Origin of the sequence: Dyella jiangningensis, assembly GCF_003264855.1 — a bacterium.
Lineage (GTDB): Bacteria > Pseudomonadota > Gammaproteobacteria > Xanthomonadales > Rhodanobacteraceae > Dyella > Dyella jiangningensis_C.
Genome location: NZ_NFZS01000003.1, coordinates 151,910 through 168,234 on the forward strand (window position 1 = coordinate 151,910; position 16,325 = coordinate 168,234).

16 protein-coding genes are annotated in these 16,325 nt (G+C 64.8%); 5 read left to right on the plus strand and 11 right to left on the minus strand.

Going from position 1 to position 16,325, the window contains the following annotated elements:
- Positions 1–12: 12 nt before the first annotated feature.
- From CA260_RS12430 to CA260_RS12440, 3 genes are read right to left on the minus strand one after another with little or no spacing between them, the layout of a single operon-like run.
- Positions 13–816: an amidohydrolase gene (locus CA260_RS12430; RefSeq protein WP_111983401.1), complete on the minus strand. Its 804-nt coding sequence runs from the start codon at positions 814–816 to the stop codon at positions 13–15.
- Positions 804–1,949, minus strand: coding sequence for a pyridoxal phosphate-dependent aminotransferase (locus CA260_RS12435; protein WP_111983402.1), 1,146 nt, complete (start codon positions 1,947–1,949; stop codon positions 804–806). The genes CA260_RS12430 and CA260_RS12435 overlap by 13 nt, the downstream gene beginning before the upstream one ends.
- Before the next feature lie 60 nt (positions 1,950–2,009).
- Positions 2,010–2,963, minus strand: a complete 954-nt coding sequence (locus tag CA260_RS12440; RefSeq protein WP_111983403.1) for a LysR substrate-binding domain-containing protein — start codon at positions 2,961–2,963, stop codon at positions 2,010–2,012.
- 114 nt (positions 2,964–3,077) lie between these two features.
- Between CA260_RS12440 and CA260_RS12445 the strand changes: the two genes are divergently transcribed.
- Positions 3,078–3,662 carry an FMN-dependent NADH-azoreductase gene (locus CA260_RS12445; RefSeq protein ID WP_111983404.1) on the plus strand — a complete coding sequence of 195 codons (585 nt, stop codon included), beginning with the start codon at positions 3,078–3,080 and terminating at the stop codon, positions 3,660–3,662.
- Positions 3,663–4,042: 380 nt separating this feature from the next.
- On the opposite strand, the gene CA260_RS12450 is transcribed toward CA260_RS12445, so the two are convergent.
- On the minus strand, positions 4,043–5,719 hold the full coding sequence (locus tag CA260_RS12450) for an amidohydrolase (RefSeq protein ID WP_111983405.1): 1,677 nt from the start codon (positions 5,717–5,719) through the stop codon (positions 4,043–4,045).
- 98 nt (positions 5,720–5,817) lie between these two features.
- A complete protein-coding gene (locus tag CA260_RS12455; protein ID WP_238149746.1) occupies positions 5,818–6,093 on the minus strand; it encodes a hypothetical protein in 276 nt (91 codons plus the stop codon).
- 136 nt (positions 6,094–6,229) lie between these two features.
- Between CA260_RS12455 and ligD the strand changes: the two genes are divergently transcribed.
- Complete coding sequence (gene ligD, locus CA260_RS12460; RefSeq protein ID WP_238149747.1) at positions 6,230–7,270, plus strand: non-homologous end-joining DNA ligase; 1,041 nt, start codon at positions 6,230–6,232, stop codon at positions 7,268–7,270.
- Here ligD and CA260_RS12465 read toward each other — a convergent pair.
- The 3 genes from CA260_RS12465 to CA260_RS12475 form a co-directional block, all read right to left on the minus strand.
- Positions 7,267–7,686, minus strand: a complete 420-nt coding sequence (locus CA260_RS12465; RefSeq protein ID WP_172461830.1) for a response regulator — start codon at positions 7,684–7,686, stop codon at positions 7,267–7,269. The genes ligD and CA260_RS12465 overlap by 4 nt on opposite strands.
- 146 nt (positions 7,687–7,832) lie before the next feature.
- On the minus strand, positions 7,833–8,477 hold the full coding sequence (locus CA260_RS12470) for a response regulator (protein ID WP_111983408.1): 645 nt from the start codon (positions 8,475–8,477) through the stop codon (positions 7,833–7,835).
- On the minus strand, positions 8,432–10,018 hold the full coding sequence (locus CA260_RS12475; RefSeq protein ID WP_111983409.1) for a sensor histidine kinase: 1,587 nt from the start codon (positions 10,016–10,018) through the stop codon (positions 8,432–8,434). The genes CA260_RS12470 and CA260_RS12475 overlap by 46 nt, the downstream gene beginning before the upstream one ends.
- A 432-nt stretch (positions 10,019–10,450) precedes the next feature.
- On the opposite strand from CA260_RS12475, the gene CA260_RS12480 reads away from it, so the two are divergent.
- The 3 genes from CA260_RS12480 to CA260_RS12490 all read left to right on the plus strand — a co-directional run bounded on the left by CA260_RS12480 (position 10,451) and on the right by CA260_RS12490 (position 12,333).
- Positions 10,451–11,137 (plus strand): response regulator, encoded by a 687-nt coding sequence (locus tag CA260_RS12480; protein WP_111983410.1) that lies wholly within the window; start codon positions 10,451–10,453, stop codon positions 11,135–11,137.
- A gap of 82 nt (positions 11,138–11,219) precedes the next feature.
- A complete protein-coding gene (locus tag CA260_RS12485) occupies positions 11,220–11,801 on the plus strand; it encodes a hypothetical protein (RefSeq protein ID WP_111983411.1) in 582 nt (193 codons plus the stop codon).
- A gap of 64 nt (positions 11,802–11,865) precedes the next feature.
- Positions 11,866–12,333: a glycine zipper domain-containing protein gene (locus tag CA260_RS12490; protein ID WP_111983412.1), complete on the plus strand. Its 468-nt coding sequence runs from the start codon at positions 11,866–11,868 to the stop codon at positions 12,331–12,333.
- A 30-nt stretch (positions 12,334–12,363) separates the two neighbouring features.
- Here the strand turns inward: CA260_RS12490 and CA260_RS12495 are convergent, their stop codons facing one another.
- The 3 genes from CA260_RS12495 to CA260_RS12505 form a co-directional block, all read right to left on the minus strand.
- Positions 12,364–13,614 carry a BamA/TamA family outer membrane protein gene (locus tag CA260_RS12495; protein WP_238149748.1) on the minus strand — a complete coding sequence of 417 codons (1,251 nt, stop codon included), beginning with the start codon at positions 13,612–13,614 and terminating at the stop codon, positions 12,364–12,366.
- 206 nt (positions 13,615–13,820) lie between these two features.
- On the minus strand, positions 13,821–14,720 hold the full coding sequence (locus CA260_RS12500; RefSeq protein ID WP_111983413.1) for a DUF2950 domain-containing protein: 900 nt from the start codon (positions 14,718–14,720) through the stop codon (positions 13,821–13,823).
- Between the two features lie 2 nt (positions 14,721–14,722).
- Positions 14,723–16,168: a DUF3300 domain-containing protein gene (locus CA260_RS12505; protein ID WP_238149749.1), complete on the minus strand. Its 1,446-nt coding sequence runs from the start codon at positions 16,166–16,168 to the stop codon at positions 14,723–14,725.
- Between the last annotated feature and the right edge of the window lie 157 nt (positions 16,169–16,325).

The following is a 16,325-nucleotide window of genomic DNA, read 5'->3' on the forward strand; positions in this document are numbered from 1 at the left end:
GGTCGCGTTGGCTCAGGTCGGATCCAGCGTGAAGCGATCGGCGTCCATCCATGCAGGGAAGCGCTCGCGATGGGCGAGCAGCGGTGCCGGATCGACCGTCACCGTCACCACCTGTTCCTGCGGACCCAGCTCGACCAGCGGTTCACCGACAGGATCGAGCACGGCGCTATCACCGGCGTACGGCAGGTCGTTGCCGTCCACGCCCACGCGGTTGACCCCGATCACATAGCTCAGGTTTTCGATGGCACGCGCTCGCAGCAGCGTGCGCCACGGCTGGCGACGAGGCGCGGGCCAGTTGGCCACGAAGATCGCCAGGTCGTAATCCATGCCGCCGGCCGCTTCTTCGCGACGACCATTGCGTAGCCATACCGGGAAGCGCAGGTCGTAGCAGACCTGCGGAAGAATGCGCCAACCCTTGAGCTCGACGATCAGGCGTTCGTTGCCGCCGCCGTAGCGCGTGTGCTCGCCGGCCATGCGGAACAGATGGCGCTTGTCGTATTGCGCAAAGCTGCCATCGGGGCGCGCCCAGATCAGGCGGTTGAACACCTTGTCGCCTTCGCGGATCGCGAGGCTGCCGCACAACACCGCGCCCACTTCCTGCGCGAGCGCGCGCATCCATGCCACGCCCTCGCCGTCCATCGTATCGGCGCTGGCGCGCGTGTCGTTGCTGAAGCCGGAAAGGAAGGTCTCCGGCAGCACGACGAGATCGGTCTGGCCGCTGACGCGACGCACCAGTTCACCGTAATACTCGCGATTGGCCACTGCGTCGTGCCAACGCGTGGCGCCCTGCACGAGGGAAATTCTCAGAGCTTGCATAGGCGCTCCGCGGCGGCTTCCATGGTGGCGTCGCTCTTGGCGAAGCAGAGACGCAGCAGGTGCGTGCCCGGCGCCGTCTCGTAGAACGGCGTGAGCGGAATCGCGGCGACGCCACCTTCCTTCACCATCCATTCGCAGAACGCCACATCGTCCTTGTTGCTGATGGCGGAATAATCCACCAGCTGGAAATAACCGCCCGGCACGTCCAGCAGCTTGAAGCGCGACGGCTTGATCAGTTCGCGGAAGCGATCGCGCTTGGCCTGGTAGAACGCAGGCAGTTCCAGGTAATGCTCCGGCGTGCTCGCCATGAATTCGGCGAAGGCCACCTGCGCCGGATGAAAGGTGCAGAACGTGAGGTACTGATGCACCTTGCGGAATTCCGCCGACAACGCCTTCGGCGCCACGGCGTAACCGACCTTCCAGCCGGTGCAGTGATAGGTCTTGCCGAACGAGGACACCACGAAGCTGCGCGCAGCGAGTTCCGCATGGCGCAGCACGCTCTGGTGATGCGCGCCGTCGTACACGATGTGTTCGTACACCTCATCCGACAGCACCACGATCTCGGTATCGCGCACGATGGCGGCGAGTTCGTCGAGATCCGCGGAGGACAGCACGGCACCGGTGGGATTGTGCGGGCTGTTGATGAGGATCATGCGCGTCTTCGGCGTAACCGCATCGCGCACGCGCTGCCAGTCGACCGAGAACGTCGGCGCCTGCAGCGGTATATGCACGGCGCGCGCGCCTTGCAGCTCGATCGCCGGCTCGTAGCTGTCGTAGGCCGGATCGAACACGATCACTTCGTCGCCTGCGCGCACCACGGCGGCGATGGCGGCGAACAGTGCCTCGGTCGCGCCCGAGGTCACCGTCACCTCGGTGTCCGCGCTCAGCTTATGGCCGTACATGCGCTCCGTCTTGAGCGCAATCTGCTCGCGCAGCGGCTGCAGGCCGATGCCGGGCGCGTATTGGTTGCGCCCTTCGGCCATCGCGCGCGTCACCGCTTCGCGCAAGGCTTCGGGCGGCTCGAAATCGGGAAAGCCCTGCCCCAGGTTCACGGCCTTGTGCTCGACCGCCAGCTGGCTCATGACGCTGAAGATGGTGGTACCGACTTTCGGCAGCTTGGTGTCGATGTACATGGTCCGGATGTCTGGAAGGCTAAACGAAGATGCTAGCACGCGCTCCATGTCGTGCAGAGGTCAGACGTATCTGTTGCACTGGGCATGCTTTTCACGCACCGTGTCGGGCAGACGTTCGGCGAGGAAATCCACGAAGGCCCGCACGCCGGGCAGGAGGCCGCGACGGCTCGGATAGACGAAATGCATGGTGCCCTGCGGCACGCTCCACTCCGGCAGCACGACCTCGAGCTCGCCACGCTCGATGCCCGGGCCGCAGACGAATTCGGGCAGCAGCGCCACGCCGATGCCACGCTTGCAGCTCTGCAGCAAGGCAGCGAAATCGCCGCAGATCAGGCGCGGGTGGATGTCCACGATCACGCGCTCGCCCTGCGCATCCAGCAGCTCCCAGCTTTGCGCACCCTCGTGCTCGAAGTTGCTAAGTGCAGGCAGCTGCGAAACGTCGGCGGGTTCCTGCGGACGCCCATAGCGCTTGAGGAGTTCCGGGCTGGCCACCAGCAGCACGCGCGATTGCCCGAACGTGCGCATGACGAGAGTGGCGTCGGTATCGAGCTTGCTGCGCACACGGATGGCGACGTCGAAACCCTCGCCGATGACATCGACGCGGCGGTCCGTCGCGTGGAGGCGTACCTGCATCTTCGGATGCTGGGCGAGGAAATCCGGAAGAATGTGGCCCACGACCGTTTGCACGAGCGAGACCGGGCAGCTCACCCTCACCACGCCGCGCGGCTCGGAACGCACCTCTTCCACCGCTTCCTGTGCGGCGCGCGCTTCTTCCAGTACGGCGCGGCAATGGCCGTAGAACCGCTCGCCGACTTCGGTGACCACGAAGCGGCGGGTGGTCCGCTGCAGGAGGCGAACGCCCAGGCGTTCCTCCAACTGAGCGATGCGCTTGCTGAGCCGCGACTTGGGGATGCCCAGCGCCCGTCCCGCGGATGAAAAGCCACCGTGCTCCACCACCGCCGCAAAGAAGTACAGGTCGTTCAGATCCTGCAGGGCGCCGTCCAAGACTGTCATCGTCGTTTCCTTGATGGAACAATACGTTCGATTTTACCCGTCTTATCGACAGATTGTATCCTGAGTATCTTTATTCCGTCGCCGGATGGTCCGGCCCGATACTGAGGAATTGCCATGAAACTGCTGCATCTTGACGCCAGCGCGCTGGGTAGCCACTCCGTCTCGCGTACGTTGACCGCCGCCATCGTAGCCGAACTGACCAGAAACACCCCCGCCGCGGAAGTGATCTACCACGATCTGGTGGCCAACCCGCTGCCGCACTGGACCCCGGTGTCCGACGCCAGCGACCCGGCCGCCGTACTGAGCAGCCAGATGCTGGAAGAGTTCCTGGCGGCGGACGTGGTGGTCATCGGTGCCCCGATGTACAACTTCTCGATCCCCAGCCAGCTGAAGGCATGGATCGATCGGGTGGCCGTCGCCGGCAAGACCTTCCGCTACACCGCCAATGGCCCCGAGGGCCTCGCCGGTGGCAAGCGCATCATCATCGCCTCCTCCCGCGGTGGCGTGTACAGCGAAGGCAGTGCCGCGGCTCCGATGGACTTCCAGGAGACCTACCTGCGTGCGGTGTTCGGCTTCCTTGGCGTCACCGATCTCGAGTTCATCCGCGCCGAGGGTGTGAATCTCGGCGAGGACAACAAGGTGGAATCGCTGAAGACGGCGCATGCGTCGATTGGCGTGGTCACGCGCAAGGCTGCATGAGCATCCCTTGACCTCTGACGGAGGGAAGGATGTTGATGGAGGGCGCTGCCGTTGGCAGCGCCCTTTTTGCATATTGACCCGTTGCGCACGGCTTCTTTGTAGGAGCGCACCCAGTGCGCGATAGCCTTTCGCCTCGGTCTTCGGTTCCGTTGCCCCAGCGCAGGCTGGGCCCAGCAGCGCCAGACACCGGCTGTTGCGATATCGCCAGCTTGTGCCCTCGCAGCGAAGCTACCGGAGGCAATAACCGTTCTCACAGAGCGAGACCATGCAGACCGGGCGAAAGGCTGTCGCGCACTGGGTGCGCTCCTACAGGTGTTTCGCAGTGGTCAAGGGGCGTCATCACCCCTCGACCTGCCCTGGCAGATACACCCAATGCCGCGCTAGTGCGCGGCATTCGCCTTATCGGCGCGATACACCGCCTTCCCGTCCACCCACGTGCTCAACGGCTTGAGATCGGCAATCTGTCGCGGCGGGACGGTCATCAGGTCGCCGTCGAGGATCACGAAGTCCGCCCGCATGCCCGTCTTCAGCGTACCGACCTCGTTTTCCATGAAGGCGGCGTAGGCCGCGCCGCGGGTGAAGCCGGCGAGTGCCTGGATGCGGCTCACGCGCTGGTCGGGGAGCCAGCCGCCCGGCGGCTGGCCGTTGAGATCCTGGCGGGTGACGGCGGCGTAGAGGCCGAGCATCGGGTTGACGTGCTCGACCGGGAAATCCGAGCCGAAGGCGAGCGGCACCTTTTCATGGATGAAGCGCTGCCACGCGTAGGCGCCCTTTAGCCGCTCCGCGCCCAGACGCTGCTCGGCCCACGGCATGTCCGAGGTCGCGTGGGTGGGCTGCATCGAGGCGATCAATCGCAGCTTGGCGAAACGCGGGATGTCATCGAGCGCGAGGATCTGCGCATGCTCCACGCGCCAGCGGTGATCGCTGTCGGCGTGATCGCCCAGCACCGACTGGTAGGTGTCGAGCACCATGCGGTTGCCGCGGTCGCCGATGGCGTGCGTGGCGACCTGCACGTGGCAGCGATAGGCCTTTTCCACGGCGCTGCGATACGCGTCCGGCGACGTCACGAGGATGCCGCGATTGCCGTGGTCGTCATTGTAATCGGTGAGCAACGCCGCGCCGCGGCTGCCCAGCGCACCGTCCATATAGAGCTTTACCGTGCGCATCTGCAGGCGGCCGCTGGCGTCGGCCCAGTGTCCGCCCTGCGTGCACAGCCAATCCAATGCGGCGTGGTTGCCGTCGGCCATCTCGTAGAGACGCAGCGGGATCTCGCCCGCCGCCGCCATTTCCTGCAGCACCTTGAAGTCATCGAGGCTCACGCCGGGGTCGTGGACGCCGGTGAGTCCCACGGCAACGGCGTCGGCGAAAGCGGCCTTGTAGGCGTCTCGCGTCTGCTCGTGGCTCAACGGCGGGATGGCATCGGCAACCAGGCCGACCGCGCCGTCCACCAGCACACCGGTGGCCTTCTTGCCCTCGCGCACGATGCGGCCGCCCTGCGGTTGCCAGTCGCCGTCCAGCGCCTTGGTGGCGTGATTCATCGCCGCGGTGTTGACCCACACCGCGTGGCCGTCGATGCGCTCGAGATAGACCGGCCGATCGGGAAAGGCCGCATCCAGGTCCGCAGCGGTCGGGAACTGCTTGCCCGCCCAGCGATTCTGGTCCCAGCCGCGACCGATGAGCCAGGCACCCTTCGGCAGCTTGGCGACGCCCGCCTTCAACCGCTCGACGATTTCCTGCTTGGACGAGGCGCCCACCAGATCGACCTGGATATGGGTCATGCCCAGGCCGAGCATATGGCCGTGCGCATCGATCAGGCCGGGAATGACCGTGGCCCCTTGGGCGTCCACCTTGGTGGCATCCGGATAGCGCTTCTGCAGGTCGGCCGTGTCACCTACGTCGAGCAGGCGACCATCTTCTTTCCATGCCAGTGCCGTGGCTTCCGGGCGCGAGGGGTCCATGGTGTGGATGTGGGCGTTGACCAGCAGCGTGGTGGCCTGCAATGGCAGGGCAGCCAGCGCGAGCAAGGCGATGGACGAACAGCGGAGCGACAGACGCATGATGGGGTCCTGGCCATGAGACCCTGCGACTTTGCCCAGCCGGCGTCATTCAGACAAGCGGCCCTGCAGCATGCGGGGCCCGTCCGCTTCGTTGCCCGTCAGGCCGCCCGTCCGAGAAAAGGGGCGGAAGATGCGAACTGCGCGAGGCGGATGGTCGACTCGGTGCCTGGCATTTCGACGCATACGGAGCGCCCCGAACGCAGGTGCTCGTCACGCGCGACTTCACGTGCGAGCCGGATGGCCGCAGGCAATTGCAGGTGACTGAACAGCGAGGCACCGGAGCGGCATACGTTCCATTGGCCTTCGGCGGACTGCTTGAGCGAATAGGTGACCATGTGTTCCGAACCCAGTAGCAAGAGGGAGAGCCCCGTCACTTCGATCGCGTGAGCGCGAAGCTCACCAACATGTCCGTTCTGGACCGACCAAGAGTGCACTCGATCTACGGAGGAACCTATCGGCTCCTCACTGAGTATTGCGTAGGAATACGACTACATTCGTAGGACGGATACAGTGGGCCTGTTTTCCCGCCAAGGCAACTGTTTCACACCTGATACACGCCGGCTTGTCCCGTCGTCCGGCAGGGTGTTGTCTTGTAGCCACAGGCACATGGCAAGCGGCGTCCCATGCCGTGCATTTTCCGGAGGCACTCCGATGGGCAGGCAAGCCACTGAGGACATCGTTGTCACACATCCCGAGCGGGTGCTCTATCCCGAGCTTGGCATCACCAAGGGGGATGTCGCCGAGTATTACCGCGCCGTCATGGAGTGGTTCCTGCCCGGCGTCGTCGATCGCCCGACATCGGTGCTGCGTTTTCCCGACGGCATCGGTGAGCAAGGTTTTTTCCAGAAGCACCCGATGCGCGGACTGAGCCATGCGGGCCACGTGCGGCTGCGCGAGGAAAGCGGCAAGTGGGCCGAGTATCTGTGCCCGAACGATGCCTCTTCGGTGATCGGCCTGGTGCAGTTCGGCACGATCGAATTTCACCCATGGGGCGCTCGCGCGAATTCGCTCGAGGAGCCGGACTATCTCGTCTTCGACCTGGACCCGGGCCAAGGCGTGAGCTGGCGCGACATCGTCGACGCGGCGCGCCAGATGAAGCGGCGTCTTGGCAAGGTCGGCCTGGATAGCTTCGTGCGCACCACCGGCGGCAAAGGTTTGCACGTCGTGCTGCCATTGCATGCCGCGTGCACCTGGGACGACGCCAAGCATTTCGTGCAAGGTTTCGCCCGCACGCTGGCCAACGAACAACCGGATCGTTTCATCGCGAAAGCCGCGATGGACGAGCGTGGCGGCAAGATCTTCATCGACTACCTGCGCAACAGCCGCGGAGCCACCAGCGTGGCGTCCTATTCGCTGCGTGCGCGTGCCGGCGCCACGGTGGCGACGCCGCTGCGGTGGCAGGATCTGGCCAAGTGCAAGGGACCAGGTGATTTCACGATAGACACGGTACCGCGACGACTGGCAAGGCTGCGCGGCGATCCGTGGGAAGGCTTCACCACGCTGCGGCAGGACCTGAAGCAGGCGTTGCACGCCTACGCCGAAGCGGACTAGTGAAGCGTTCCGACCAGCGCCTCGATGCGCCCCAGCGCTGCCGAAACGAAATAGCGGTTGTCGAGCACGCAGCGCACGGCATCGGCCAGATCCTCACCCGCTGAGGCCTTCAGCACATACCCCTTGCCGATGGTCAGCGCGGCGCGCGCCAGTGTCGGATCGTCATGCACGGTGATGAACACCACCGGCAGCCCGGGCAGCTCCGTCAACAGCTCGCGGGCTGCCTGCATGCCATCCATGCCGGGCATGCTGATGTCGGTGACCACCGCATCCGGTCGAAGACGGCGAACCGCCTTCACCAGCGCCTCGCCGTGCCCGACTACCGCGAGCACATCGAAATCTCCGCCAAGCACTTCGCGGATCTGTTCGGCGACGGGAGGATGGTCTTCGGCCAGAACGACCGTCGGTCGAGTCACGCTCGCCCCCAGAACGGATAAGGCTACCGACGCAGCATTATCCATCGCGGAAACTTCCGCCACCGAAAGAGAACCGAGTTTCCGCTACGTAAAATTACCTTGGCTGGCGCGCGATTTCGCGAAACCGTGAACTTTTCACCGGTTGGCTAGAACAACAGGCCGAGATCCTCCGCGCGACGCACCAGCTCGAGCGTGGAGTGCACGCCCAGCACCTGCATCATCGTGTACTTGTGTGCTTCCACCGTGCGCACCGAAAGACCGAGCTGCAGGGCGATCTGCTTGGAACGCAGCCCCTCCCCTACCAGCCGCAGCACCTGCAATTGCTTGGTGGTGAGATTGCGCATGTCGGTCAGCTGCCCGCTGATGTAGCGGGCGCCCAGCGCCGGCGTCACGTAGGTGCCGCCCAGCATCACCTGCTGTGCCGCATTGCGCAGGTCCTCGCCGGCCGAACACTTCAGGATGTAGCCGCTGGCCCCGGCACGCAGCGCCGCCACGGCCAGCGCCGGCTCCATGTGCATGGTGAGGAAGATGAGCCGGGTTCCCATGCCTACCTGGCGCATGCGCTTGAGCGCGTCCATGCCGTTGCAGCGCGGCATGTTGATGTCGGCCACCACCAGATCCGGCTGCAGGCGACGCACGGCATCGACGAGTGCCTCGCCATCCGAAACGATCTCCAGCAGTTCGAAATCTTCGTCGAGGATGTGCTGCACGCCCTCGGCGACCATGCGATGGTCGTCCGCGATGATCAGGCTTGGCCGTGCAGCGGCTTGTACGGTCCTAACGGAATGCATATGCATAGTTCGGTCCCTTTCCCCAGAGTCGATTGCAAGCCATAGCTGCCACCAAGCAGCTTGGTGCGCTCGTCGATGCTCATCAAACCAAGTCCCCGTTGCCCCTCGGTCTCCGCGGCAAATCCCTTGCCGTCGTCCTTTATGGTGAGATTCACTCGCTCGTCACCGATCTGCAGTGCTACTTCGATTCGCTGCGCCTCGGCATGTCGTACCGCATTGCCCAGGCCTTCCTGCGTCACCCGGTAAAGACACAGCGCCACATCCTCGGGCAGATCCTTCGCATGTGGCGATACCTTCAATTCGATGTGTGGACCACTGCGGTGCCGCTGCGCCTGGCAGAGCGTCGCCAAGGCTGCCGTCAGTCCTGTCTGAGTAAGCATGCTCGGATGAAGGTCGTGTGAAAGATGGCGCACGTCCTCCGACAAGGCGATCAGCTCGCTCTGCAGCTGGCTCACGTCGCTGCGATTGCTCTCGTCCACCTTCCTGCGGAGAGCACTCAGCCGGATGGACGCGACGGCAAGACGCTGGTTGATGTCGTCATGGAGGTCGCGCGCAATGCGTGCCCTTTCCTGCTCCTGCGCCACGATCAGGCGACCGGCCAGTTCGCGGACTTCGCTGCTGCTGGCGGACAGCGCGCGCTGCGTCGTCCGGCGCTGCTCGACCATGGCTGCGAGGAACAGCGACGCGATCGTCATGCCCAGCATCCACAGCTGCACGCCGAGGTTGGTATGGTCCACGCCGCCCTGCACGAAGGGGCCTTCCTGCGAGAGGCTCAACTGGATCGCGATGATGCCGATCACGAGGTTCACCACGCTGGTTCCGGGAATCTGCGAGCGCAATGCGACGTAGATCGCCAGCGGAACCGGCGCGAGCAACAGCAGCGGACGCACCGCCGCGATGTCTCCCAGCTCGCGCCACCCCAGCCAGAGAATGACCAGGGCGACCATGGTGATCACCAGCATGTTCCAGCGCGGCAATGCATCCCGGCGCAGCGACGATGCAGGATTGGCCAGGCTGACGATGGCCGGCGGCAACACGGCGTAACCAAGCGCATCGGCCAGGCCGACGTGCCACCACGGGCCCGACAACCAGGGCGCCAGGGAGATCACGGAAGCCAGCCAGGCGATGAACGCCGCCGTCGCCAGCGGCAGCAGCGCGACGGCGACCACCAGGAATCCCAGCAGCCGAGTGAAGTCGTCGATGGACTGGTCGGCACGAAACCGGCTGATGACCCAGGCGGCGGCATTGATCAGCAGCAGCACGACCACGTGGGCCAGCCACATGCCCTGCAGCGGCAACCCCAGCACCACGGCGAAGCTTCCCATGCCGACCAGCCAGCCCAGGTCGTAGGCGATCCAAAACCGAAAGGGCTCGCAGAGCAGCGCGGACAGCAGCAACGGGCCGGGCAACCAGATCACCTGCGTGTCGCTCTCGTGATTCCACATGGCAATCGACAGCCACTGCAAGGCTGCCGCGGCGACGAACAAGCCGACGCCGCGCGCCAGATGAGACAGACCGTCAGTCCATGCCTTTTCGCCCATGCATCCCCCATCCGGGTCCCCCGCGACGTCCAAGCATGGACGCCCATCCGAAGCGGGTACGACGCATCTCGCGCTGGTACCCGTCGCGTTCGTAATTTCTCCATGGATCGCGTCACGTCCTCGTGATGACTTGCGTAGATCTACGGGGCCGTGGCGGAAGAAAGTGCCGGCCCACGCCGTCGAAATGGGGCGGACGATTCTCGGCGCTGGCCGGTCATCGGCATTTCCGCAGCACCGGCCCAGTATTTTTACTGAGCCGGTTTGAGTGAAAGTTCGCTTACCTCCGGACTTCGGACGGCCCAAGCTGATGCAAAGCCATGGGGCCACACATCGAGGAACCGGCAGATGCGGCTTGACTGCGCGCCACCGCTCATCGTCGTCCACGCCGGCCCGCCAAGCACGCGCCGCGGCGGGCGACGGCTGCGCTGAGCCATGGCCAGCCGCGGCGGCAAGCAAGGCAAGGTTCGCCGGCTTCGCGTCCTGCTCGCGGACGAGCATCGCTGCGTTGCCGAAGGGCTGGCGGGCCTGCTCGCCAAACGCACCGACTCCGTGCGCATCGTGCATGACGGCGAGGCGCTGTTGCTGGCCGCACTCAACGGCGAGGCCGATCTGGTGATCACCGATATCGCGCTCGCACCCTTCAGCGCCCTGCATGCATTGAGGCGATTGCGCAAGCAAGGCTGCGAGGTGCCCGTGATCGTGCTTTCCACGCATGGCGAACCACTGATCGTGCGCGAAGCCATGCAGGCCGGTGCCAATGGCTACATCCTCAAGCAATCGACCAGCGATGAGCTCTACAGCGCCATCGAAGCAGTCGCCGCCGGCAACCAGTACGTCTCCCCGGAGCTGATGGCGTCGCTGTTGCAGGCTCCCGAGGCGGCGCACCGGCTCACGAGACGACAACACGACGTGATCCGCTGCATGGCAAGGGGCCTGCGCACCAGCGAGATCGCCGCCACGCTCGGCATTTCGGTTCGCACGGTGGAAAGCCACCGGCAGGCGTTGCTCGATCTGCTCGGCGTGCACAGCGGCGTGGCTTTGATCCGCGAAGCCGAGCGCCTGGGGTTGATCCCGCTCACGCCCTACGACGCCCATGCCAACGGTGGAGAAGAACCATGATCGTGATCGGCTCGTTCCCGCCCTGCATGCGCGTTGCGCCTGTCATCCACGCTATCCGCATCGAAAGAGGAGGATCCACGTCATGAGGCCACTCCGCTACGTCGTACTGCTTGCATCCTCGCTGCTCGTGGCGTGCTCCGCCGTCACCGTCACTAACCAATGGAAGGACCCGACCTGGGCCGGCCCACCGGTTTCCAACGTGCTCGTGCTCGGCATCGCCAAGAGCGACACCAATCGCCGCCTGTTCGAAGACACGCTCGCCGAACAGCTGCATGCCGCGGGCGTCACGGCCGAGGAGAGCTACGCCGTGATCCCGTTGGGTGGCGGGTCCCAGGAAAAACTCGTCGAACTGGTGAAGAACAGCGGGGCGCAGGCCTTGCTGGCGACGCGTGTCCAGCGCGTCGAGCAGAAGACCAACGAAATGACCTCGGGGCCGGCCTATGGCCGTTTCTATTCGTGGTACGGCAACGCCTGGTCGATGTCCCCCGAACTCACGCAATACGATGTGGTCACTTTGGAAACCAGCGTGTGGGATCTGAAAACCGAGAAGGTCATCTGGTCCACCACCACCGAAAACGTCAGTTCTACCAACATACCGCAGGCCGTGCGCCAGCTCGCGTCCACGCTTATCCCCAAGCTCAAGAGCGACGGTGTGATTCGCTGAGCTGGAACGAGGGCGGCGTGGTCTTCGCCGCCATTGCGCTTTTCCTTTCCCACGGAGCGCCAACATGAATAACCTCGCCGTCCGTCTCATCACCCTGGGCTGTTGCGCCATCGCCACCGCTGCCCTTGCCCAGCAACCACCGCCGATGCCGGTGGCCTATCCGGCCCAAGGCCAGAACGCGGCCCAGCAGCAGGCGGACAAGAGCGCCTGCATGTCGTGGGCACAGACCAATGCGCCGACGCAACCGGTGCCCGCGCAGCAGACCGGCCCCGCCGTTGGCGGAGGACAGCGTGTCGCCGGCGCGGCACGAGGCGCGGCGGCCGGCGCCGTGATCGGCGGCGTTGCCAATGACGATGCCGGCCACGGCGCCAAGGTGGGCGCCACCGCCGGCGTGGTGGCCGGCGGGATGCGTGCGCGACAACAGCGGCGCGAGCAGAACGCGGCAGCGGCCCAGGTGCAAAGCAACAACGCCACGAATGTCGGCCAGGCGTACAGCGCCTGCATGCAGGGCAAGGGTTATACCGTCAACTGACGAACCTCTGTGGGATGGCGTGGCGCGGTGTCAGCGCCACGCGCTACCCACCTGGATGTAATACGCGTGGTCGTCCTGGCTGCGTGCCCAGTCGAGGCCTGCGTACAAGCCCAGCGCGCGTGCGATCAGGTAACGAAAACCGACGCCCTCCGTCGCGTGCGTGCTGGCATCCCCGAAACCAACGCGCCGTCCCCATGCCTTGCCTGCACCACCGAAGCCGATCAGGGCCCAGCGCGGCGTGAGATTCCAGCGCAGCTCCGCCTCGATCATGCCGACGTTCTCGTCCTGGTAACGACCGTAGGAAATGCCGCGCAGGTCGATCGATGGCAATTGGTAGAACGGCGTCTCGCCCCGGGCGGCCCGGACATCGGCGCGCAAGCCGAGCACCCAGCTTTGCGCGACGGGTAGATAGCCGTAGACGTGCGTGCGATAGGTCTGGAAGGTGTTGTCGCTGCCGAACGCCGGCGCATACGCCGTCCCTTCCAGGCGCCACAGCCAACCCCTCGATGGCGTGAGCGTGTTGTCGCGCGAATCGTAGCTGAGCCCCAAGCCAAGCCCCGACGCGCGGCTGGCAAAATCCTTGGGCTGGAAGTACGGGCGATCGCTTTGCAGGTTGAGACGGCTATCCAGATCCATGTAGATCCATCGCCCCGACAGGAACCAGTCGCTGCGCCCCAGGCGCCGTGACACTTGCTGGTAAGCGAAGATGCCATCGAGGTTGTAGCCGATCTTGTGCGATTCCTGCAGCAGTCCCTGCGTATAGAAGTCCAGGTTCACCGAGGCCTTGCCGGCGAGAGCCGCGTAACGCCAGCTGTCGTCCTTGAAGTGGAAGCTGCCGCCGCCGCCGAACCCCCACGTGCCATTCTCGGTCTTGAAGGCGCCCACACCGTAGATGTTCGGCGGAATGCGGTCGCCCCGTTCCTTCGATGCTTCCGACTGCGGCGGGCGCTGGAAAAACACGGCCGCCAATCCACCGCCGGTGCCCACGGCCGGTTCGGTGATGATGATCGGCACCAGCAGCGCACCCTTGTGCTGCAGCAGCCATCGCGACATGTCGACATCGCCGTCCTTGGGATCCTTGAAGGCGTCCCACCATGAGCCTTTCGGCGCATCGCCTGTGTCAGCCGCAATGGCAGACGGCAAGCCTGGATCGACCGCGGCATGCGAAGCGACCTCGTTCACCGGGACTTCCCTGGTGTCCTCTCCCGGCATGGCATGAACCTGCTGCACGGCAGCGGCCCATACCATCAGCGACCAAGCAAGGCTGTGTTTGCGTGCCATCCCGGCCCTCGCAAGCAGTTCGATGTCGGGTCCGCTCATCCGCAGGCGCCGTCGGCGCGCGGCCTGCCCGTGAGGGCGGAAGCGTGCGCGTCAACGACGCGCAAGGTCAGCTTGCCGCACGGCACGCAGGCGGCACAGCGCAAATACTCGGTAGTCGGCTAGGTAAATCTACCCGGTCGTCCGTCGCCGTCGCACGGAGCGTCGGCTCACTGCTCGGGCTTGACCTCTTGCCAGCTGCTGTCGGGATCGAAGGATTTCATCGCCTCGGCGATGCTCGCCCCGTTCTTGCCCAGGTCCTTCTCGAAGACCTCGCCATCATGGCTCACCATGAAACTCATCACGCCGGTCTCGCCGTACTGCGAGGGCCATGCAATGAGCGCGAAGCCACTGGTCATACGCCCGCCCACGACGTAGTTGTAGGCGCCGCCCGGTGCCGACGGCCCTTGCGAGGTGAGGATGCGGTAGCGGTAGCCGTGGAAATCCGGCCCCGTGGGCTCTTCGCCCACGAACCGTTCGCCCAGTGGACTCTGGGGTCCGTCGCCCGTCGCTGGCCAGTACAGTCCATCGTGCTTGCCGGGACTGCTCCTGAGCTTCTGTGCGTATTGCAGCACGTGATCGCCATCGCGATCCTCCGCCGCATACTCGCGCTGGGCGTCGTAGTACGCGAGCATCGCCTGTTCGGCTGCCAGTTCGTTCGCGCCGATGCGGCGAACACGAATTTCTTCGGCACCTTTCTTCAGATCGAAGTGCCAACCGTCCTTGCCCTGCACCATGGGCAAGGGCAGCACCCAGTTCTCGGAACCGACATTGAGATGCGCCACGCCGTCGGCGGTCTCGATGCGATGGCTTTCGTCATAACGCTTGAGGAACAGATCGACGTCATCGCGATCGATACCTTCCGTCGGTATGTAGTCCTTCCAGTCGGCACCCAGCACCTTGGCGAAAGCGACCTTGTCGCTATCGCGCAAGGCTTTGACGAAGGCCGTGACTGCGGCATCCGCCGTTGGGTAGCTGGCTTCCTGCGCCATGACGAAGGAAGCGGCGGTGAAGCCCGACCACAGCGTCAGGGCCAGCACGAAGCGAAGTGTCCATGGATTGCGGTTCATGGTCAGACTCCTAGGCGACGGCGTCCGCCACCACCGCCACGACTGGGCGCTGGGCGTGACATCTGCCGGCCACCACCGCCGCCGGCACCACGTGACTGGGACATCGAACGCTGGCTCGCCTGTCCACGATTCATCTGCGAGCGCGACGATCCGGGCGATTGCGAGCCGCTGAATGCATTGTTGCGAGCGCCACCCGACTGCCGGTTGCCACCGAAATCCTGGCGTGAGCCACCGCGATCTGCTCCACTGAAATTGCCACGGTCGGCCACCTGGCCACCACCGCGATTTCCCCCGTTGACGTTGCCGCGATCCCCTGCGCCCTGCCCTCCGCGATTGCCGCCGGACGGACGGTTGAGCGCCGCACCGGTCTCTCCTGCACCACGCCGTGCAGCCATGGAGGAACCATTGTTCGTGGCGCGGTCGAAGCTCTGCAGCGAATTCTGTCGACTGGCATCGCGGGCCGAATCACGACCGCGGAACGCTTCGCGCTGTTGCGAACCACCTCGGCCCTGGTCAAAGCGCTGGCGGCTGGCGGAGTCGCGATAAGGCGTGCCTCGTCGATTGTCGGGATTGTGGTTCCATCGCTGGTTGCCGTTGCCGGAGATGCGGTTGTTGACGTTGTTGACGCTGTTGTAGCGATTGACGTTGACGTTCACGTCGCCGTGGCCCCAGTTGAAACCGCCCCACAACGCACCGGTGATCGCGATGCCCACGCCGAAGGCCATGCCCGCGGCCAGGGCCTGGCCCGGGTAGTAGCCATACGGCGGCGGCCAATACGTCGGCGGATAGGAGGGATACGGCCATGCGCCGTAAACCACCGTCGGGTTGTATTGCGGCACGTACACCACCTGCGGATTCGAGGGTTCGATCTGGATGATGGTGGTGCCTTCGGTCGATCCCGGTGGCGCCGCCTGCTCGGTCACCTTCTGCTGCTCGTTCGACTTGAGATTGCCCGATGCCTTCGCCTGCGCACGCAATCGCTGCACCGACGCCATCACGTCGTCGGGCTGCGCCAGGAACGCATCACCCACGTTCTGCACCCAGTCGGGATGCTCCTTCATCTGTGCGAGCACCTGCGGAAACGCCACCAGCGATTGCACGCTGGGATCCCAGGGCTTGGTGTTCACCTGCTTGACCGCGTCGTCGCCCTTCGCCTTCGGGTTGGCCGCCGACCAGGCTGCTGCTTCGGCGACGTCGCTCGGATACGTCGTGGCCATGAATATCTGCGAGAGCAGTGCATCCGGATAGAGCGCCACCGGCGCCAGCATCTGATCAAGCTGCTGGTTGTTGTAGATCTTCTGGCTCTGGGCCTGGTTCTGGCTCTGGGCCTGGTTCTGGGGTTGCGGCTGGCTCGCCTGCGCATGGACCGCGCCCGAAAGCACGATCGGCAACAACGCAAAACGCCAGAGGCACGTCCGCAGGAACCCACAACGCATCGTCGTCTTCATGGTGCCGCTCCCATGCCGCCTTTGGCGCCCGCATCAGCTTGACTCCACCGACGCCCGGTCTGCCACTGCATTTATGCGGTAGCTGCGCTAAGTAAAACTACCTAGGCGTGGCGCCCGAGGTGTCCGTGTTCCAGACCTCCGTAGAAATACGCATGGG

Bases quoted from the DNA above. Each gene is read 5' to 3' on its own strand.
- CA260_RS12430 (WP_111983401.1), bottom strand. From the start codon at position 816: ATGCAAGCTCTGAGAATTTCCCTCGTGCAGGGCGCCACGCGTTGGCAC.
- CA260_RS12435 (WP_111983402.1), bottom strand. From the start codon at position 1,949: ATGTACATCGACACCAAGCTGCCGAAAGTCGGTACCACCATCTTCAGC.
- CA260_RS12440 (WP_111983403.1), bottom strand. From the start codon at position 2,963: ATGACAGTCTTGGACGGCGCCCTGCAGGATCTGAACGACCTGTACTTC.
- CA260_RS12445 (WP_111983404.1), top strand. From the start codon at position 3,078: ATGAAACTGCTGCATCTTGACGCCAGCGCGCTGGGTAGCCACTCCGTC.
- CA260_RS12450 (WP_111983405.1), bottom strand. From the start codon at position 5,719: ATGCGTCTGTCGCTCCGCTGTTCGTCCATCGCCTTGCTCGCGCTGGCT.
- CA260_RS12470 (WP_111983408.1), bottom strand. From the start codon at position 8,477: ATGCATTCCGTTAGGACCGTACAAGCCGCTGCACGGCCAAGCCTGATC.
- CA260_RS12475 (WP_111983409.1), bottom strand. From the start codon at position 10,018: ATGGGCGAAAAGGCATGGACTGACGGTCTGTCTCATCTGGCGCGCGGC.
- CA260_RS12480 (WP_111983410.1), top strand. From the start codon at position 10,451: ATGGCCAGCCGCGGCGGCAAGCAAGGCAAGGTTCGCCGGCTTCGCGTC.
- CA260_RS12485 (WP_111983411.1), top strand. From the start codon at position 11,220: ATGAGGCCACTCCGCTACGTCGTACTGCTTGCATCCTCGCTGCTCGTG.
- CA260_RS12490 (WP_111983412.1), top strand. From the start codon at position 11,866: ATGAATAACCTCGCCGTCCGTCTCATCACCCTGGGCTGTTGCGCCATC.
- CA260_RS12495 (WP_238149748.1), bottom strand. From the start codon at position 13,614: ATGGCACGCAAACACAGCCTTGCTTGGTCGCTGATGGTATGGGCCGCT.
- CA260_RS12500 (WP_111983413.1), bottom strand. From the start codon at position 14,720: ATGAACCGCAATCCATGGACACTTCGCTTCGTGCTGGCCCTGACGCTG.
- CA260_RS12505 (WP_238149749.1), bottom strand. From the start codon at position 16,168: ATGAAGACGACGATGCGTTGTGGGTTCCTGCGGACGTGCCTCTGGCGT.